Annotated in this window: 16 protein-coding genes; 7 read left to right on the top strand and 9 right to left on the bottom strand. The window is 72.7% G+C overall.

The annotated features are described in order from the left end of the window. Positions 1 to 3: 3 nt before the first annotated feature. Genes HNR16_RS01145 through HNR16_RS01120 form a run of 6 tightly spaced genes read right to left on the bottom strand, consistent with a single transcriptional unit; the run spans position 4 to position 7591 of the window. A complete protein-coding gene (locus HNR16_RS01145) occupies positions 4 to 1650 on the bottom strand; it encodes an ABC transporter substrate-binding protein (RefSeq protein ID WP_158039184.1) in 1647 nt (548 codons plus the stop codon). Next, positions 1647 to 3338: a dipeptide ABC transporter ATP-binding protein gene (locus HNR16_RS01140; protein ID WP_158039183.1), complete on the bottom strand. Its 1692-nt coding sequence runs from the start codon at positions 3336 to 3338 to the stop codon at positions 1647 to 1649. Before HNR16_RS01140 ends, HNR16_RS01145 begins: the two co-directional genes overlap by 4 nt. Continuing rightward, positions 3335 to 4231: an ABC transporter permease gene (locus HNR16_RS01135; RefSeq protein WP_158039182.1), complete on the bottom strand. Its 897-nt coding sequence runs from the start codon at positions 4229 to 4231 to the stop codon at positions 3335 to 3337. Before HNR16_RS01135 ends, HNR16_RS01140 begins: the two co-directional genes overlap by 4 nt. Beyond that, a complete protein-coding gene (locus HNR16_RS01130) occupies positions 4228 to 5298 on the bottom strand; it encodes an ABC transporter permease (RefSeq protein WP_158039181.1) in 1071 nt (356 codons plus the stop codon). Before HNR16_RS01130 ends, HNR16_RS01135 begins: the two co-directional genes overlap by 4 nt. Continuing rightward, entirely contained in the window at positions 5295 to 6647 is a 1353-nt protein-coding gene (locus HNR16_RS01125; protein ID WP_158039180.1) for a M20 family metallopeptidase, read from the bottom strand. The genes HNR16_RS01130 and HNR16_RS01125 overlap by 4 nt, the downstream gene beginning before the upstream one ends. Beyond that, positions 6644 to 7591, bottom strand: coding sequence for an aldo/keto reductase (locus HNR16_RS01120; protein ID WP_179558040.1), 948 nt, complete (start codon positions 7589 to 7591; stop codon positions 6644 to 6646). Before HNR16_RS01120 ends, HNR16_RS01125 begins: the two co-directional genes overlap by 4 nt. Positions 7592 to 7948: 357 nt before the next feature. Here HNR16_RS01120 and HNR16_RS01115 point away from each other — a divergent pair, with 357 nt between their 5' ends. The 6 genes from HNR16_RS01115 (at position 7949) to HNR16_RS01090 (ending at position 14794) form a co-directional block, all read left to right on the top strand. After that, positions 7949 to 9574, top strand: coding sequence for a serine/threonine-protein kinase (locus HNR16_RS01115; RefSeq protein WP_179558039.1), 1626 nt, complete (start codon positions 7949 to 7951; stop codon positions 9572 to 9574). Beyond that, positions 9571 to 10887, top strand: coding sequence for a hypothetical protein (locus HNR16_RS01110; RefSeq protein ID WP_158039177.1), 1317 nt, complete (start codon positions 9571 to 9573; stop codon positions 10885 to 10887). The genes HNR16_RS01115 and HNR16_RS01110 overlap by 4 nt, the downstream gene beginning before the upstream one ends. A gap of 44 nt (positions 10888 to 10931) precedes the next feature. Continuing rightward, positions 10932 to 11606 carry an MBL fold metallo-hydrolase gene (locus HNR16_RS01105; protein WP_158039176.1) on the top strand — a complete coding sequence of 225 codons (675 nt, stop codon included), beginning with the start codon at positions 10932 to 10934 and terminating at the stop codon, positions 11604 to 11606. After that, a complete protein-coding gene (locus tag HNR16_RS01100; RefSeq protein WP_225737736.1) occupies positions 11603 to 12598 on the top strand; it encodes an SDR family oxidoreductase in 996 nt (331 codons plus the stop codon). The genes HNR16_RS01105 and HNR16_RS01100 overlap by 4 nt, the downstream gene beginning before the upstream one ends. A 193-nt stretch (positions 12599 to 12791) precedes the next feature. Further along, on the top strand, positions 12792 to 14153 hold the full coding sequence (locus HNR16_RS01095; protein WP_218868357.1) for an AI-2E family transporter: 1362 nt from the start codon (positions 12792 to 12794) through the stop codon (positions 14151 to 14153). A gap of 86 nt (positions 14154 to 14239) precedes the next feature. Then, positions 14240 to 14794, top strand: coding sequence for a helix-turn-helix domain-containing protein (locus HNR16_RS01090; protein WP_158039175.1), 555 nt, complete (start codon positions 14240 to 14242; stop codon positions 14792 to 14794). Between the two features lie 77 nt (positions 14795 to 14871). Here HNR16_RS01090 and HNR16_RS01085 read toward each other — a convergent pair whose 3' ends face one another. Continuing rightward, on the bottom strand, positions 14872 to 15477 hold the full coding sequence (locus tag HNR16_RS01085; protein ID WP_158039174.1) for a ClpP family protease: 606 nt from the start codon (positions 15475 to 15477) through the stop codon (positions 14872 to 14874). Position 15478: 1 nt separating this feature from the next. Further along, a complete protein-coding gene (locus tag HNR16_RS01080; protein WP_158039173.1) occupies positions 15479 to 16093 on the bottom strand; it encodes a ClpP family protease in 615 nt (204 codons plus the stop codon). A 272-nt stretch (positions 16094 to 16365) separates the two neighbouring features. Between HNR16_RS01080 and HNR16_RS01075 the strand changes: the two genes are divergently transcribed. After that, complete coding sequence (locus tag HNR16_RS01075; RefSeq protein ID WP_158039172.1) at positions 16366 to 17949, top strand: AMP-binding protein; 1584 nt, start codon at positions 16366 to 16368, stop codon at positions 17947 to 17949. A 66-nt stretch (positions 17950 to 18015) separates the two neighbouring features. Here the strand turns inward: HNR16_RS01075 and HNR16_RS01070 are convergent, their stop codons facing one another. Further along, positions 18016 to 19476 (bottom strand): GntP family permease, encoded by a 1461-nt coding sequence (locus HNR16_RS01070; RefSeq protein WP_158039171.1) that lies wholly within the window; start codon positions 19474 to 19476, stop codon positions 18016 to 18018. Positions 19477 to 19696: the final 220 nt, after the last annotated feature.

Genomic DNA, 19696 nt, shown 5'->3' with positions numbered 1-19696 from the left:
CGCCTACTGCGCGAGCCAGACACCGTGGAAGGTGTCCGTGTAGCCGACCTGGTCGAACGCCCAGCCCTGCACGGCGGGCGTCACGCCCACCGTCTTCTTGGGCACGTAGAGCGGCAGCGAGTAGGCCTGGTCGATGATGCGCTGCTGTGCGACGTGCGCCGCGGCCACGCGCTCGGCGTCGTCGTTGGAGGCGCGGAGGATCGCCGCCTGCGCGTCGATCTCGGGGTCGCTCACGAGGCCGTAGTTGATGCCCGAGCCGCCGTTCGAGGTGGGGATCGCGGCGGTCGTGAACGGCTGGATGCTCGTCGCGACGTCGGCGTAGCCGCGCGACGAGTCGGCGAGCTGGTGCTTCCCCTCCGCGATCTTCGCCGTGAACGTCGCCGTGTCGAACGGCGTGCGCACGATCTCGATGCCCGCGTCCTTCGCGAGCAGCACGATCGCCTCACCGAGCTGCTGACGCTGGTCGGTCTGCGCGTAGAGGCTGTCGACGTACCAGTCGAGGTGGAGGCGCTGGCCGTCCTTCACGAGGTACCCCTCGGCGTCCTTCTCGGTGTAGCCGGCCTCCGCGAAGTACTGGGCCGCCTTGTCGGCGTCGAAGCCCCATGTGCCCTTGATCGACTCGTCGGCCGAGCCCGCGGGTGCCGTGCCGGGGAGCGTCGGTCCCCACGCGAGTTCGTAGGCGCCCTGGTATACGCTCTGCAGTGCGGCGTTCACGTCGATCGCGGCCTGGAAGCCGCGACGCACGTTCAGGTCGTCGAACGGCGCGACGTTGGGGTTGAGGTGCAGCTGGTACGGCGTGCCCGTGTTGTCCTGCTCGAGGATCGCGTTGCCGCCCGCCTCGACCTCGGCGAAGTTCAGCGGCGGCACCTGGTCGATCGCCTGCGCCTGCTGCGAGTTCAGCGCGCCGATGCGCGCCTGCGTCTCGGGGACGAAGTTCACGACGACCTGGTCGAGGTAGGCCGGCCCCTGGTGCGACGCGGTCTCGGGCGCCCAGTTGTAGTCGTCGTTGCGCACGAGCGTGAGGCTCGAGCCCTTCGTGTACGACTCGACCTTGAACGGGCCGGTGCCGATCGAGAGCGTCGGGTCGGCCGAGAGCTCCTGGCTCGAGTGGTTCGAGAGGATCTCGCCCGAGTAGATGGGCCAGTGCGGCGTCGAGAGTGCGTGGATGAACGCACCGTTCGGCTTCGAGAGGTGCACCTCGAGCGTGTCGTCGTCGACGACGACGTTCTCGGCGATGCCGTTGCCGACGGTCGCGAGGTCGGGCTCCGACAGCGGCCGGTCGAGGTTCTGCTTGAGCACCTCGGCATTGAAGGGGCTGCCGTCGTGGAACGTCACGTCGTCGCGCAGGTCGAACGTGTAGACGAGTCCGTCGTCGCTCACGGTCCACGCCGTGGCCAGCCCGGGACCGTAGCCCGAGGCCTCGGGGAGCTGCGTCGTGACGGTGTCGAAGATCGACGAGTTGATCGAGTTCAGGTTGAGGCTCGGGATGCGCTGGCCGTCCCACACGGGCGGTTCGGTGTTCGCGAGGTAGGTGAGCGTGCCGCCCGAGACGGGCTCGCTCGGCACGTCGGCTCCGGCGGTACCGGAGCATCCGGCGAGTCCGAGGCCCGCGACGAGCGCGAGGGCCACCGGAAGACGTCGGTGGGTCATGGGGTGTTCCTTTCGAGGGTGGATCGGAGCCGGGGGACGGCGCCGAGGAGTTCACGCGTGTAGGGCTGCTGCGGCGCGGTGAGCACCGCGTCGACGTCGCCGCGTTCGACGACCTCGCCGTGGTGCATGACGAGCACCTCGTCGGCGAGGTGGTGGACGACGCCGAGATCGTGGGAGATGAACACGATGCCGAGCCCGAGCCGCCGCTGTAGGTCGCCGAGGAGGTCGAGCACCTGCGCCTGCACCGATACGTCGAGCGCGGCGACGGGCTCGTCGCACACGAGCACGTCGGGGCCGACCGCGATCGCCGCCGCGATCGCGACGCGCTGGCGCTGGCCGCCGGAGAGCGTGAGCGGCGCTCGATCGAGCAGCTCGGGAGCGAGCCCGACCTGGTCGAGCAGGGCCGCCGCACGCTCGCGGCGCGCGTCGCGCCGGACGCCGATCGCGGCGAGCACCTCGCCGAGTACCTCGTGCACCCGGTAGCGCGGGTCGAACGAGCTCAGCGGGTCCTGCGAGATCGACTGGATGCGGTGCCGGCGGGCGCGGCGGGCGGGCTCCGGGAGCGGCACCCACGCCTCGCCCTCGAACGACACGGTGCCGCCGTCGGGCTCGACGAGCCCGAGCAGCATGCCCGCGAGCGTCGATTTTCCGGAGCCGGACTCGCCGACGACGCCGAGCGTGCGGCCGCGTTCGAGCCGCACGTCGACCGCGTCGACGACCGTCACGGTCTCCCGCCCCCGCCGGTAGCGCTTCGTGAGGCCGCTCGCCTCGAGCAGCGGCACGCCGAGATCGCGGACGGGCTGCACGAGCGCCGTGTCGATCTCGACGGGCGGCACGTCGCTCAGTCGCTCACCGCGCGTGTGCGACGACGGCACGGCGTCGAGGAGGCGCCGCGTGTAGTCGGTGCGTGGCGAGCCGAGCACCTCGTCGGGCGTGCCGCGTTCGACGACCTCGCCGCCGCGCAGCACGAGGATCTCGTCGGCGAGTTCACCGACGACCGCGAGGTCGTGGCTCACGAGCAGGAGGCCCGTCCCGGCGTCGCGCAGCTCGGCGAGCAGGCGCAGGACCTGGGCCTGCACGGTCACGTCGAGCGCGGTCGTCGGCTCGTCGGCGACGATGTAGTCGGGCCTGCCCGCGATCGCGCTCGCGATGAGCGCGCGCTGGCGCAGACCGCCGGAGAGTTCGTCGGGGCGCTGCTTCGCGCGCTGCTCCGGTTCGGGCACGCCCACGGACGCGAGCAGCCGGACGACTTCGGCGCGGCGATCCCGCCGGGCGAGATCGGTGTGCAGGCGGAGGGTCTCGGCGATCTCCGCACCGACGGGCCGGAGCGGATCGAGCGAGACGAGCGCGTCCTGGTGCACGAGCCCGATCCGGCCGCCGCGGATCGCGCGCCACTGCGCGGGCGTCGCCGCGAGCAGGTCCTCGCCGTCGAGCGAGAGCTCGCTCGCCGTCACGGTCGCGTTCGCGCCCGAGAGCCCGAGCAGACTCCGCGCGCTCACGCTCTTGCCCGAGCCCGATTCGCCGACGAGCGCGACGCAGCGCCCCGGGGCGAGATCGAACGTCACGCCCTGCACGGCGCTCCGCCCGTCGAACGCGACGCCGAGGTCGCGCACGCGGATGCCCGTCGTCGCGGCCGCGGACGGTGCGCCCGTCGTCGTGTCGGGTGCCGGGGTCTCGACCGCGGTCATGTCGCGCTCCGTCTCGTGAGGTACTCCTGCTGCAGCCACCGGCCGCTGAGCGTGACGCTCACGACGGCGGCGGTGATCGCGAGGCCCGGCCAGATCGCGAGCCACGGCGCGACCGAGAGGTACTGCCGCGCCTCCGAGAGCATGAGGCCCCATTCGGGTGAGGGCGGCACGGCGCCGAGGCCGAGGAAGCTGAGTCCGGCCCCGAAGATGATGCAGACGCCGACGCCGAGCACGGTGTGCACGAGAACGGGCCCGAGGCTGTTCGGCACGATGTGGCGCTGCAGGATCTGCGCCGGGGTGAGGCCGAGCCCGATGCTCTGCGCGACGAACGGTGCCGAGCGCACCTGCTGCACCTGGGCGCGCACGAGTCGCGCGGCGCCGGGGATGCGGCCGAGGCCGACGGCGAGCACGAGGCTCCACTGGCCGGGCCCGAGCACCGTGATCGCGAGGAGCGCGACGAGCACCTCGGGGAACGCGAGCAGGACGTCGAGCAGACGCGTGATGATGCGGTCGACCGTGCCGCGCGCATAGCCCGCGGCGACGCCGAGCAGCGCGCCACCGAAGAGGCCGATGAGGGTCGCGCCGATGCCGAGCGAGAGCGACGCGAAGGCACCGTGCACGAGTCGCGAGTACAGGTCGCGACCGAGTTGATCGGTGCCGAGCAGGTGCTCCCCACTCGGCGGCTGGAACGCCTGAGCCGGGTTCCCGTCGAGCGGGTCGCCCGAGACGAGGTCGGGGACGAGCGACACGACGACGAGCACCGCGAAGACGGCGAACGCGAGGAGGATGCCCACGGGCGGACGACGACGCTTCGTGCCCGTCCCGCCTCGTGGCGGTCGGACGGTGGAGAGGGCCGGCCCCTTCCGGGACGTGCCCCGATCGAGGACGCTCATGCGCGACTCCCTCGCGATCGCGGGTCGAGCAGGGGCGCGACGAGGTCGACGATCGTGTTGAGCACGATGAAGACGAACGCCGCGAACACGACGAACCCGAGGACGAGCGGGATGTCGCGGTCCTGGACCGCGGCGACCGCCACGCGGCCGAGGCCGGGCCGGGAGAAGAGCGTCTCGATGATGACGGTTCCGCTCAGGAGCGATCCGAAGATGACGCTCGTGAGGGTCAGCGCGGGCAGCGCCGCGTGGCGCAGCACGTGCCCCGACCGGATGCCGCTCTCCGTGAGTCCGCGGGCCCGGAGGGTCGTCACGAACGGTTCGTGCAGCGCGTGTTCCATCCGCTCCCGCAGCACCTGCGAGAGGACGCCGGCGAGCGGGACCGCGAGCGTGATGACCGGCAGCACGAGGCTCGCGGGGCCGTTCGCGCCGAACGCGGGCAGCAGGCGCAGCTGGAACGACAGCACGGTCATGAGCACGATGCCGAGCCAGAACGACGGCACCGAGACCGAGACGAGTTCGAGGCCGACCGCGATCGCCCGGCCGATGCGGCCGCGGCCGCTCGTCGCGAGCGCGAGCAGGATCGCGACGACGACCGCGAGGGTCATCGCCCAGAACGTGAGTTCGAGCGTCGCGGGGAGTTCGGACAGCAGCACCTCGGTGACGGGCGCGGCCCGCTGGTAGCTCGTGCCGAAGTCGAAGACGGCCGCGTGGGCGAGGAACTGCAGGTACTGCACGAACACGGGCTGGTCGAGCCCGTAGTGCGCCGAGATCGCGGCGCGCATCTCGGGCGTCGCGTCCTGGATGCCGGCCATGAGCCGGTCGAGCGGGTCACCGGGGATGAGCTGCAGCGCGATGAACGCGAGGGTCGCCGCTGCCCACAGGACGAGCACGATGTCGAGCAGCCGGTTGCCGATCGCGAGCGCGAGGCGACCGGTCGCGCGCAGGCGCGCGCGGCGCTTCTCGGCGGCGGTATCCGTGTCGGACGCCGGCGTCGTCGCGGGTGCGGGGACGGTCGTGGGTGCGTCGATCCCGGTGTCGCCGGGGCGCACGGGTGCGGGGGCGCTCATTCGTCCTCCCACTCGACGACCCCGCCGGACGCCTCGAACTCGGCCCGCGCCGCATCCCGCAGCTCGGGGTCGGCGAGATAGTCGACCGCCGCACCCGCGAGCGCGACGGCCGCGTCCTCGAGCGCGTCGAACGCCGAGGGCGTCACGGCGAGCGCCGCGAACGAGGCGTTGTGCGGCAGCACGGTGCCGTCGCCGCCGAGGCCGAGCGACGGGTGGAATCCGGGCAGGATCTGGGTCACGTTGCCCATGTCGGTGGACGGACCGCCCTGGCGGATCGTCGCCGGGACGGTCGGCACGTTCCGGCCGAGCGCGCCGAGGTGGCGTGCCCAGTGCTTCGTGAGCGACACGTTGTTCCGCAGCGGCAGGTAGGGCGGCTCGTAGTCGGCGTCGACCTCCGCGCGTGTGCCCGTCGCGAGCGCGGCGGCGTCGACGATGTCGAGCACGCGCCGGGTGAGGGCCTGCAGCGTGTCGATCTCGGTCGAGCGGATGAAGATCTCGGCCGAGGCGCGCTCGGGCACGATGTTCGCCGCGACGCCACCGTCGGTGATGATCGCGTGGACGCGGTCGATCGGCAGGATGTGCTGCCGCAGCTGGGCGATGCTCTGGTAGGCCGTGACGACCGCGTCGAGCGCGTTGAGGCCGAGGTACGGGCTCATCGCGGCGTGCGACGCGCGGCCGTGGTACGTCACGCGGATGCGACGCACACCAGTCGTGCCGCCACCGAACACGGGCGATGCGCTGTCGCCGCCCGAGGGGTGCACCATGCCGGCCGCGTCGATGTCCTCGAACGCTCCGGCGCGGATGAGGTGGGCCTTGCCGCCGCCGTTCTCCTCCGCCGGGGTCCCGAGCAGGACGAGTCGTGCGCCGAGCTCGCCGACCTCCGGGGCGGCCGCGAGGAACGCCCCGACCGCGAGCGCCGCGATGATGTTGTGTCCGCACGCGTGGCCGATCTCGGGCAGTGCGTCGTACTCGGCGAGGACGGCGAAGGTGGGCCCGTCCGCGGGCCCCGCGCTCGCCCGCAGTGCGGTGTCGAGCCCGAACACGCCCGTCTCGGCGGGCGTCCCGTGTTCGTCGAGGACGCGTGCGATCGCGGCCGCACTGCGGTGCTCATCGAAGCCGATCTCGGCGTAGCCGTGGATCTCGGTCGCGAGCGCCTCGAGGGTCGGGCGCAGTGCCCGCACGCGCTCGCGGATGCGATCGTGCACGTCGGCGCCGGCGCCCGCGAACGGCGATGCGGGGTCGGCGTCGGCGGGTGCCCGCTGCGGACGCCGGTCGTGCGCGAGGTACACCTCGAGCGGGTCGCTCGCGGCGGTCTCGCGGTCGATGTCGGGCCGGTCGATCGTGGTCATCTCTCGTGCTCCCGGTCGTAGCGTGGGTCGAAGGTGAATCCGTCGAGCGCGTTCGCGACATCGGCCGCGAGGCGATCGGCGCGCGCCGGATCGAGCACGAGCTCGTCGGCGCGGAGGTTGTCGGCCAGGTGCGCCGGGTCGCGCGATCCGGCGACGGCGAAGGTCGTGGGCGCCTGCGCGAGGATCCAGGCGAGCCCGACGCGTGCGGGGCTCGCGTCGAGCTCGTCGCCCGCCCGGGCCAGCACCGCGAAGACGCGCTCGTACACATCGCGCGGCAGGCCGCGACCGATGAGCGGCCAGTAGGCGACGAACGGGATCCCCTCGGCCGCGAGCCGACGCACGATCGGGGCATTGCCCGTCGCGGCGACGTTGAAGAGGCTCTGCACCGCCGCGACCCGCTCGATCGCGAGCACCTCGTCGAGTTGCTCCGCGCTCGGCTCGCTCACGCCGATCGCACCGATGTGGCCCGCATCGCACAGTTCCTGCAGGGCGCCGAGCTGATCGGCGACGGGATGGGCGGGATCGATGCGGTGCAGGTAGAGGAGGTCGATCCGTTCGCGACGCAGGCGGAGCAGGCTCGTGTGCACCTGCTGACGCAGGTAGTCGGGGTGGCCGAGGATCCCCCAGCGACCGGGCGCGGGGCGGAGCATCCCCACCTTCGTCGCGACGAGCACGTCGTCGCGGTCGCCGACGACCTCACCCACGATCTGCTCGCTGACCCCGGGGCCGAGGGAGTCGGCCGTGTCGACGAGGTCGTAGCCCGCGTCGAGTGCGTCCCGGAGCAGTCGCCGCGCGGGCTCCGGATCGGCGAGGCGTCCCCAGCCGTCCCCGGCCGTGAGCCGGGCGGCGCCGAAGCCCACCCGTCGCACCTCGTGGCCGGCGAGCGCGGCGCGCACGCCCGTCGGGTCCGGTGCGACGTCGCTCGTTCCGCCTCGAATCGGCACGGCGGCCCCTCTCCTCGTTCGATGCCTCCGACGACCGGACGAACGCGGGGTCGCGAGCGCGGTCCCCCGGTCGGTCCGACCGCCTCGACGCGATCCGTCCGGCCCATCCGGATGGCCGCGCCGGGCGCGAACCGCCCGCCGCTCGTCGTCGATGTGCGCCCAGTCTCGGGCTATTCCCGCGTGCCCCCGCGCCGATCCGACACAGTCCGACGCCCGATGCCGCCCGGCGTCACCGAGCGAAACGGGACGTCACACTCGGCGTCACGGGGCGTCAACTCGACTTGCGTTCCGTCTGTCGCACCCGCCCGAACGCATCGGAAGTCACCACCGACGAGGAGCCCGCCTAGACTCTCCGCCATGGGGATCGTCGGAACGGGTCGCTACGCACTCGTCGACCCCCTCGCGGAGGGTGGCTCGGGCGCGGTGTGGCGCGCGTGGGACTCCCGCGACGAGCGCTTCGTGGCCGTGAAGATGCTCAAGCACGTCGATGCCGCCTCGCTCGTGCGCTTCGTGCGCGAACAGTCGGCACGCTTCGACCACCCGAACATCCTCGCCCCGACCGGCTGGTACGGCGACGACGAACACGTGCTCCTCGTCATGCCGCTCGTCGACGGTGGTTCGCTGCACACGCTCATCGGCGAGCGCGGCGTCCTCCCGACGCCGTGGGCGGCGCGCGTCCTCGAACAGCTCCTGCTCGCCCTCGCGTCCGTCCACGGCGCGGGTGTCGTGCACCGCGACGTCAAGCCCGCGAACATCCTCCTCGAGGCGACGGGACGGGGTGAGCCCGTGTCGCGCCTGAGCGACTTCGGTCTCGCGGTGCACGCCGACGACGCACGGCTCACGAGCACGAACATCGTGCTCGGGACGCCCGGCTACCTCGCACCCGAGCGTCTGCTCTCGGCGGCGGCCGACACGCCGGCCGTCGACGTGTACTCCGCGGGCGTCGCCGCGCTCGAGATGGCCGCGGGCACGCGCCTGCGCGATGCGGGCGCGGTGCTCGAATCGCTCGCCGACATCGACCCCGAGTTCCGTGCCGTCATCGAGCCGATGGTCGACATCGACGCGGCGCGGCGTCCCGGCGACGCGACCGCGGCGCTCCTCCTCCTCGACGCGTCGGGGCTCGCGACACGGCCGCTCGGTGAGGGCGTCGACATCCGTCCGCGCCTCCCCGAGCTTCCGGAGGGGTGGACCGACGACGGCCCGCACACGGGTGTGCACACGGTCCTCGCCCCGTTCCCGACGAACGCCTCGCCCGGCCACCCCACGGCGACCGCGACGCCGGGCACACGCACCCCGCTCGAGGACCGTGCGGCGCACCTCGACGAGGACGGCCTCGAGCCCACCGTCGGCATGGTGCCGCCCGGTGGCACGTGGCCCGGCGCGACCCCTGCGACACCCGGCTCGCCCGGCGCGGCAGGATCGCCCGGGGCGGCAGGTTCGCCCGGCGCGGCAGGATCGCCCGGGGCTCACGTATTCTCCGCCTTCGCGTCCGCCCCGCCCCGCCCCGAGGCCCCGCGGGACGCGCCCACGGACCGGCCGCCCGCCGCGAACGGTGCCCCGTTCCACGGTGACCCCTTCCGGACACCGCCGTATGCCGGGGCCGAGCCGTCCCGGCCGGACGGCGCGACGACCCCGTCGACGACGCCCTCCCGGCCCGGGGTCCCGCCGCTGCAGGGAATCCCGTACCCCGGATCCGTGGGCGCGGGGTTCGGCGCACCGAACCCGTACGTCAATCCGTCGGGTCCGTCCCAGCACCCGCTCGCCGGTTCCGGCCCCCGTGCGACCGACCCGACCGTCCGCTACGGGCCGAACGCGACCGACCCGTCCACCCGCGGTACGCCGAACGGCACGGGCAACGGCCTCGCGCCGGCGCGGGGCCGTCGTCGCCCCACGATCGGCATCGTGCTCGCCTCGTCCAGCATCGTCGTCGGTGTCGGCTGTCTCGTGACGGCCGCGGTGCTGTGGACGGGAGGGGGCCTGTGACGAGCGTCGCGAACACCCGGACCACGCGACGACCCCGGCACGTGCTCCTGCACGTCGTCCTCGCGGTCGCCGTCCTCCTCGGGCTCGGCGCCACCCCGGCGGCGGCCGACGGCGGGACGACTCCGTCATCGACGCCCGCCGCCACGACCGTCGGGTCGACCGAGCGGACGACCGCGACTCCGATCACCGGTGGCCTCCGCTCGCTCGACACGACCATCGACGACAGCCGGACCCGCTACTACCGCGTCGACCGCACGATCCCGGGCTCGACGATCGACGTGGGCGTCTCCGCGGCGTTCGATCCGGCCGATGAGCGCGTCCGCATCGAGGCGACCCTCGAGACGCTCGACGGCGAATCGTGCGCGGAGGAGACGGCGAGCCCCGTGACGGGCTTCGACGTGTTCGGTGACGCGAGCGTCTCGCTCACGGCATCGGCACTTCGCCCCGACACGGGCGTGTGCGGATCGGCCGACTCCGTCGTGCTCGCCGTCGACCTGACGCGAACCGGGACCGGACCGGGTCAGGGCGAGCCGGTCGACCTCGAGCTCCTCGTGGGCGAGGAACCACCCGCGGCGAACCTCGCGGCGCTCCCGGCGCCCGATCCGACGGTCCCCGCGCCGGCACCCCTTCCGGCCGCCGACGGGAGCGCGGGCACGATCTCGCCCGGCACCGACTACGCGAGCGCACCGATCGCCGCGTCCGGCTCGTACGCCGGCTCCATCGCCCCCGGCGCGACGCAGTACGTGACGGTGCCCCTCGACTACGGCCAACGCCTCACCGTCAACGTCCGCTTCGATGCCGTCGACGACGTCGCCACGACGGCGAGGCCGAACGCCGCCCTCGCGATCCGCAACCCGTATCGCGGCGTCGTCTCGCCGAGCCAGGTCCGTGACGCCGACGGGAACGGGCCGAACGGTGCGCTCTCGTCCGACGAGACGACCTCGTTCACGGCCGTGTCGTTCGACGTGTCGTATCTGAGCCGCGGTCTCGACTTCGGCGCGGGACGTTCGGGGAACACGAGCGAGGCCGACGCATCGACCGCGGGCCCCTACACGATCGCCCTCGCGCTCGGGACGCCCCCGTGGGGGGATGCCGCCGAGCAGTACACCTACACGCTCACGTTCCAGGTGAGCGGCGAGGCCGGCGTCGGCGCGCCCGAGTACGAGTCCGGCGGGCCGCTCGTGCCGTGGCCCGTCGACCCCGTCGGGCCGCCGGGGATCGCGGTCGGCCTCGCGATCGCGGGCGCGGTCCTCGTCCTCGGCGGCGCGACCTCGCTCGTCGTCCTCCTCGTGCGGCGCCGCCCGGCGCGCTGAGCAGCTCCCCGGGCCGTGTCGGTGGGACGCGCTACCGTTCGGGCATGAGCACCCCACCCGATATCAGTCACGACGCCGTCGGTCCGATCGACGTCTCCGCGGCGAGCGTCTCGGACCAGGACAACATGGCCTATCTGCTCGTCGAGCGCGCGAGCGGCGCGGCGCTGCTCGTCGACGCGGCCGACCGGCCGGACGCGCTGCGCGCGATGCTGGCCGATGCGGCCGCGCGTGCGGCCGAGCGCGGTGAGCCCGCGCCGCACCTCGAATCGGTCGTCACGACCCACAAGCACTGGGATCATCACCGTGCCCTCGCCGCGCTCGCCGACGAGACCCGCGCGGCCGTGCTCGCGGGCGACGCCGATGCCGATGCACTGCCCGTCACGGTCGACCGGCGCCTGCACGACGGCGACACGATCGGGCTCGGCTCGACCGAGCTGCGCGTCATCGCGCTGCGCGGCCACACGCCCGGTTCCGTCGCGCTCGCGCTCGCCGTGCCCGGCGAGGCGGTGCGCCTCTTCACCGGCGACTCGCTGTTCCCCGGCGGTGTCGGCAACACCGACGGCGACCACGAGCGCTTCACGAGCCTGCTCGCCGATGTCGAGTCGCGCCTGTTCGGCGTGTACGACGACGAGACCGTCGTGTACCCGGGCCACGGCGCCGCGACGACGCTCGGTGCCGAACGGCCCCACCTCGCCGAGTGGCGGGAACGCGGCTGGTGACCACCGGCTCGGCACCGGGCGACGGCGCCGGCGAGTCGGTGCCCGCGCACGGCGGGCTCGATCCCGACTCGCTGCGCGGCCGGGTCGCCGTCGTCGCGGGCGCGACGCGCGGCGCGGGGCGAGGCATCGCGATCGCGCTCGGCGAGGCGGGCGCGACAGTCGTGTGCACGGGCAGATCGAGTCGCGCGGGCGATCGCACGATCCGCTCCGACTACGGCACGCGGCCCGAGACGATCGAGGAGACGGCCGAGCTCGTGACCGCCGCGGGCGGCACGGGCGTCGCGATCCAGGTCGATCACCTCGATCACGACGCCGTGCGCGCGCTCGCCGCGCGGATCGAGCGCGAGCACGGCCGGCTCGACGTGCTCGTGAACGACATCTGGGGCGGCGAGGGCCTCGTGGGCGACCCGTCGGGCTGGGATCGCCCGATGTGGGAGCTCGACCTCGACGCGGGGCTGCGCATGCTGCGCCTCGCGGTCGAGACGCACCTCGTCACCTCCCACGCCCTGCTCCCGCTCCTCGCGTCCCGCGAGGGCGGGCTCGTGGTCGAGATGACCGACGGCACGGTCGAGTACAACCGCGATCACTACCGCATCTCCGTCTTCTACGATCTCGCGAAGACGGCCGTCGGCCGACTCGGCTTCTCGCAGGCGCACGATCTGCGGTCCGTCGGCGGCACGGCGCTCTCGGTGACGCCCGGGTGGTTGCGCTCCGAGCTCATGCTCGAGCACTTCGGCGTCCGCGAGGCGAATTGGCGCGACGCCCTCGAGGGGCGCGACGGCGCCGAACCGGCCGCGCCCGCCGACTTCGAGCAGTCCGAGTCGCCGCGCTTCGTCGGACGCGGCATCGCGGCGCTCGCCGCCGATCCCGATCGACAGCGCTGGACGGGCCGGTCCGCGACCGCGACCGACCTCGCCCGCGCCTACGGCGTCGTCGACGTCGACGGCCGCGTGCCCGACGTCTGGCCGCTCGTCCTCGCGGCCGACGGCTGAGTACACACGGCCGAGCACCCACGGCCGAGCCCCGGCGGCCGAGCCCCGCCCATCCCGTCGACGGATCCCCCGCGCGGGGTGCACCGAACCTGTCTCGCGGCCGACGCGACCGTTCGAACGGCTCGTCTAGCCTGGACGCGCCTCGCCCGGCCCTCGGCCACAGGCGGTGGCGGAGTGGAACGAGGAGAAGCCGATGCCGATCGCATCACCCGCACCGAGCGCCGAGCTCCGACCCGGGTGGGGACGCCCGCTCGCGATCCTCGGCACGATCACCCTCGTTCTCGTCGTGCTCATCGCCCTCCCCCAGGTGTCGGCGATCGTCGCGCCCGTGTTCCTGAGCCTCAACCTCGTCATCGCGGTCTCGCCGTTCATGCGGTTGCTCATTCGACACGGGGTGCATCGCATCATCGCCGCGACGCTCACGCTGCTCGTGCTGTACGCCGTGCTCATCGGGTTCGTCGGGCTGCTCGTGTGGTCCGTCGCGGTGCTCGTGCAGGAGCTGCCGCACTACGCGGGCGAGTTCACGGCGCTCTACCGCGAGATCCTCACGCTCCTCGCCGACCTCGGCGTCACCGAGGACACGCTGCTCGCACAGGTGTCGGGCGTGCTCTCGCCGACCGCGATCACCTCGACGCTGCAGGCCGTGCTGAGCAACATCGGCGTCGTGCTCGCGTTCCTCGGCACGCTCGTCATCACGGCGTTCTTCCTGTTCTTCGACGCGATCGGCTTCGAGGGGCGCATGGCGCGGCTCCGTGAGGTGCGTCCCGCGCTCGGCGCCGCGCTCGACGGCTTCGTCCGCGGCGTGGGTCGCTACTGGATCGTCACGACCGTGTTCGGCCTCATCGTCGCGGTGCTCGACGTCGTCGCGCTCGAGATCCTGCACGTGCCGTTCGCGATCGTGTGGGGCGTGTTCTCGTTCCTCACGAACTACATCCCGAACATCGGTTTCGTCATCGGCATGGTGCCGCCCGTGCTCATGGCGCTGCTCGCGAACGACTGGGTGAACGCGCTCGTCGTGCTCGTCGTGTGGTGCGTCATCAACTTCGTCGCCCAATCGCTCATCCAGCCGAAGGTCGCGGGGGACGCCGTGGGCGTCACGCCCACCGTCTCCTTCCTCTCCGTGCTCGTGTGGACGTTCGCGCTCGGCCCCGTCGGGGCGCTGCTCGCGCTGCCGGCGACGCTCCTCGCGAAGTCGATCCTCATCGACGCCGATCCTCGGTCCCGGTGGATGAACCTCGTCATCGACGCGAAGCCGGATCTCGACGCGACGCCCGATTCCGACACAACACCGGATTCCGACGCGACGCCCGATTCCGACACGACACCGGATTCCGACACGACGCCCGATTCCGACACGACACCGGATTCCGACACGACGCCCGATTCCGACGCGACACGGGATTCCGACGCGACGGGGGAGAGAGACGCGACGCCGGACGCCGACGCGGTGCCCGATTCCGGCACGGCGGCGGAGGGCGCGCCCGCGAGCGCCGACGCCGGAACCACTCCCGCCCCCGGGCCGAGCGGCGAGGGTCCGTCACCCGCGCGCGCCTGACGCGCCCCACGTCGTTCTGCTCCGAGTCGTTCTGCTCACAGCAGATCGCCCGCCGGGTTCGCCGCCGCGGGTCGTAGCCTGTCGCCATGAGCGACGACCCATGGGGCACGCACCCCGTTCCCCGCAGGCTCCTGTTCCGCGAGGCACTCGGGCGCGAGGCGCACGACGAGCGCGTGCGCCGCGGTGAGCGGCTCGTCGACGTCGCGCACGCGGCCGCGCTCTCCCCGCAGTACCTCTCGGAGATCGAACGCGGTCGTAAGGACCCATCGAGCGAGGTGCTGCGCGAGCTCGCCCAGGCGCTCGGCCTCGACCCCCTCGACCTCGTCGAGCGCGCCGCTCGGCGCATGGCCGACGCGCGTGCCGCGGACCGTCAGCGCGTGACGCTCACCGCCCGGCGCGCGCGGCCGGGCCGCGGCGTCCGTGTCCGCGCCGGGTTCGGCGCACCGGCGACGCTCGTCACGGAGGAGGCGTGGCCGATCGGCCCCGGCGCCACGGTCGGTGCGCGATCGGCCGTCCCGCTCGCGCCCCTCGATCTGCGCTCGGCGACGGGCTCCGTACCCGTCGACGAGACGGGAACGGGGACCGACCCGGTGATCCGGGCGAACGCGCCCGTGGGTGCGCTCGTCGCGCTCGCCGCCTGACCCGGCGCCGCGACCCGACTCGAACGCGGGCACGCGCGCGGCGCCGACCACCCCGGCGCCGCGCGGCGCCCAGACACTCACACCGAGGCGAGCTCGCGGCGCGCGAGCACGTGATCGACGATCCCGTACTCCCGTGCGGCCTGTGCCGTGAGCACGAGGTCGCGCTCCGTGTCGACGCGCACCTGCGCGGGCGTACGCCCCGTGTCGGCGGCCACGATCCCGTCGAGTTCGTCGCGCACGCGCGCCATCTCCTCCGCCTCGACGACGAGATCGGGGATCGCCCCGCGGCCGCCCTGTGACGAGGGCTGGTGCAGCAGCACGCGCCCACGCGGCAGGATCGACCGGAATCCCCGCTCGCCGCCACCGAGGAGCACGGCCGCGGACGACGCGGCCTGTCCGATGCACGTCGTGTGCACGGCCGGCCGAACGTACTGCATCGCGTCGTACAGGCCGAGCATGGCGGTCACGGAGCCGCCGGGCGAATTGATGTAGAGGTTGATGGGCGAATCCGGCTCGTCGGCCTCCAGGTGCAGCAGCTGCGCGATGAGCACGTTCGCGACACCGTCGTCGATCGCCGTGCCGAGGTACACGATGCGATCGGCGAGCAATCGGCTGTAGACGTCGACGGTACGTTCGCCGCGCGACGTGATCGTCGTGACGTTGGGCACCAGGTACTCACCCATGTCAGGCCCCGATCCCGGCGCGTCCGGGCCCGGCGGGGCGCACGTCCGCGGCGTGCTCCAGGATCCGGTCGACGAAGCCGTACGCGACCGCCTGCTCGGCCGAGAACCACCGGTCGCGGCGTGCGTCCCGCTCGACCTCGTCGAACGTGCGCCCCGTGTCGGCCGCGATGAGCCCGATGACCGTGTCGCGCGTGTTGCGCAGTTCGTCGGCCTGGATCTCGATGTCGGCCGCGTTGCCACCGATGCCGGCCGACCCCTGGTGCAGGAGCACACGCGCGTGCGGCAGCAGGTACCGCTTGCCGGGAGTCCCCGAGCTGAGCAGGAACTGCCCGGCGCTGTACGCCATGCCGAGGCCGAGCGTCGACACGTCGTTCGGCACGAGCCGCATGACGTCGCGGATCGCGAGCATGCCGGGCACCGAGCCGCCCGGCGAGTTGATCCACAGCGCGATGTCGCGCCGCGGATCCTCGGCGCTCAGCAGCAGGATCTGTGCGCAGAGCCGGTTCGTCGCCTCCTCGTCGAGCTCGCCACCGAGGAGCACGATGCGCTGTGCGCCGAGGCGCAGATGGAGATCGGCCGCGATCGCGGACCGCTGGTCACCGTCGGATTCGTTCATGCCCCGAGTCCAGCCGGATTCGCGTCGGACGTCAGCGAACGCGGCTACGAGCGGATCGCCCCTCGGCAGCGCGCCCCTGGACGACCGCGACGACCGACGGTGAGGGACGAACCCGACTGGGGAGCCGAGGGACCGTCGTTGTGGGAACCCCACGCCGTTCACGGTGCGCTCGTCGTCGCCCGCTACGCTCACCGGACGGCGTCGGTACGACGCCCGCTCGCGCGTGCCCTCATCGTCGAGGCGCGCAGCGCACGATCCCACGAAGGAGTGAGATGTACCGCAGCACCCTCCCCGATGTCGTCGTCCCCGACGTCTCCGTGTTCGATTCCCTGTTCGGCTCGCTCACCGACGAGGATCGCGAGAAGACCGCCCTCGTCGACGGGCCGAGCGGCGCCGAGACGAGCTACGGCGACCTCGCCGCCCGGATCGAGGCCGTCGCCGGTGCGCTCGCGGCGCGCGGCATCGGCGTCGGCGACGTCGTCGCCCTCCACTGCCCGAACTCGAGCGGCTTCGTGATCGCGTTCCACGGCATCCTGCGCGCGGGCGCGACCGCCACGACCGTCAACAGCCTCGCGACCGTGAAGGACCTCGAGTCGCAGTTGCGCGCCTCGGGGGCCGAGCTGCTCCTGACGGCGAGCCCACTGCTCGAGGCCGCGACGACGGCCGCACGCAACGTCGGGCTGCCCGACTCGGCGGTCATCGTGCTCGACGGCGCCGAGGGGCACGAGTCGCTACGCGATCTGCTCGCGGCGGGTGCGCCCGCACCGGACGTGTCGTTCGAGCCGGCGGAGCACCTCGCGGTGCTGCCGTACTCGTCGGGGACGACGGGGTTGCCGAAGGGCGTCATGCTCACGCACCGCAATCTCGTCGCGAACGTCGAGCAGGCCCGCGCGATGCTCGGCGTCGGGCGGGACGACGTCCTGCTCGCCGTCCTGCCGTTCTTCCACATCTACGGCATGACGGCCCTGCTCAACCTCGGCCTGCGCGAGCGCGCGACGCTCGTCACGATGCCGCGGTTCGACCTCGCCGAGTTCCTGCGCCTCATCGAGGACCACGGCGTGACGTACCTGTTCATCGCGCCGCCCATCGGCGTCGCGCTCGCGAAGCACCCGCTCGTCGACACGGTCGACACGTCGACCGTCCGCCACGTGCTCTCGGGCGCCGCACCGCTCGACGAGCACCTCGGCCGCGCGATCGAGGCGCGACTCGGGGCCCGCATGCTGCAGGGCTACGGGATGACCGAGATGAGCCCCGTCTCGCACGTCACGCCGTTCGACCGGGACGACATCTCCCCCGGCTCGGTCGGCCTCGCGATCCCGAACGTCGAGTTCCGCCTCGTCGACCCCGCGACGGGTGAGGACGTCGAGGTGACCGACGGCGTGTCGGCGCCGGGCGAGCTCTGGTGCCGTGGGCCGATGGTCATGACCGGCTACCTCAACAACCCCGAGGCGACGGCCGAGACGCTCACCGACGACGGCTGGCTCAAGACGGGTGATGTCGCGACCGTCGACGCGGACGGCGTCGTCCACATCGTCGACCGCCTCAAGGAGCTCATCAAGTACAAGGGCTACCAGGTCGCGCCCTCCGAGCTCGAGTCGCTCCTGCTCGAGCACCCGGGCATCGCGGACGCCGCCGTCGTCGGGGTGCTCGACGACGAGGGCGAGGAGGTGCCGAAGGCGTTCGTCGTCGCGCAGCCGGGCACGTCGACGAGCGACGACGAGGTGCTCGCGTTCGTCGCGGAGCGCGTCGCGCCCTACAAGAAGGTGCGCGTCGTCGAGTGGGTCGACGCGATCCCGAAGTCCGCCTCGGGCAAGATCCTGCGCAAGGACCTGCGCGCTCCGGCCGCGACCGCGTGAGCGACGATCGCGCTGCCGCCCGCACGTGCGGGCGGCAGCGCGAGCCGCGTCGGCGCGCGATCCGAGTCAGACGACGAGCCAGAGCAGACACACCATGGCGAAGCCGACGAGCGAGAGGATCGTCTCCAGCACCGTCCAGGTCGCGAGCGTCTGCGGCACCGTCATGTTGAAGTAGCGCTGGATGATCCAGAATCCGCCGTCGTTGACGTGCGACGCGATGATCGAGCCCGCGGCGATCGCGATGCCGATGAGGGCGAGCTGCGGCTGCGAGTAGTCGCCGCCCGCGACGACGGGCTGCAGGATGCCGGCCGTGATGACGATCGCGGCCGTCGCGGAGCCCTGCGCGAGCCGCAGCACGCACGCGATGATGTACGCCGTCACGAACACGGGCAGGCCGAGGCCGCTGAAGACGTCGGAGAGCACCGTCCCGATGCCCGTCTTCGTGATGACGGCGCCGAAGAACGCACCCGCACCGACGACGAGCAGGATCATGCCGATCGGTTTGAGCGACTCGCCCGTCACGTGACCGAGCTCCGCGAGCGTCGTCCCGCGCCGGATGCCGAGCAGGTACATCGCCACGAGCACCGCGATCGTGAGGGCGACCGACGGGTTCCCGACGAACGTCACGAACTCGAGCCACCCCGGATCGGTGATGACGAGCGAGCCGACGGTCGAGGCGAGGATGAGCACGAGCGGGATGAGGATCACGAGCGCGACCGACCAGATCGACACGGGCGGGCGCCCGTCGTCCTCGGGCTCGATGAGGGAGTCCTCGGGGAGCGCGACGTGGATGCGCTTCCCGATCCACAGCGGCCACGCGATACCCGAGGCGATGAAGGCGGGGATACCGCACGCGAAGCCCATGACGATGATCCAGCCGAGCGAGACGCCGAACGATCCCGCGAGCGCGGTCGGGCCGGGGTGCGGCGGCAGGAACGCGTGGGTCATCGAGAGGCCCGCGAGCATCGGCAGGGCGTACAGCGCGAGCGATTTCCCGCCGCGGCGCGCGGCGATGTAGACGAGCGGCGCGAGCACGAAGATGCCGACGTCGAAGAACACGGGGATGCCGAAGATGAGCCCCGCGATGCCGAGGGCGATGGGCGCGAAGCGGTCACCCATGCGTTCGAGGAGTTTCGAGACGAGCACGTCGGCGCCACCGGAGCGTTCGAGGATCGCGCCGAGCACCGTCCCGAGCCCGATGATGATCGTGATGTGCCCGAGGATCCCGCCGAAGCCCTTCTCGAGGATCGAGTCGCCAGGTTTGATCTGTTCCGCGTCGAACGGATCGGGGACGGCGACGCCGACGAGCTCGTAGACGCTGAGCCCCGCGACGAGGGCGAGTGCGAGGCCCGTGATGAGCAGCGCGATGAACGGCTCGATCTTGAGCGCGATGATGAGCGCGAGCAGGACACCGATCGCGACGACGCAGAGGATGATGAGCCCGGCGGTGCTCGTTCGGAGCCAGCCGAGGAATCCGTCGGGTGGGTCCGCGGCCGCCTGCGCGAGGGTGAGCGAGAGGAGGTGCATGTGGGTGCCTTTCTCGGTCGTGGGACCCGCGGCAGCGCCGAGGCGGCCGCGGTCGGCGCGTCGGTGCGCCGGAACGAGTCGGCGACGGGGCACGGTGTGGCGTCGTGCGCGCTCGGGGCGCGGTCCCGACGGGTCCCGGCATCCTCGCCCCTCCCGCGGCGTCGCTGCCGCTCCTCGTCGTCGCACCGCGACGGACGATCCGCATACGGTGCGAGAGCCG

Source organism: Pseudoclavibacter chungangensis (assembly GCF_013410545.1).
In the GTDB taxonomy this organism is placed as follows: domain Bacteria; phylum Actinomycetota; class Actinomycetes; order Actinomycetales; family Microbacteriaceae; genus Pseudoclavibacter; species Pseudoclavibacter chungangensis.
Note: the sequence above shows the minus strand (reverse complement) of the source record. Positions and strands in the feature narration are given on the sequence as shown.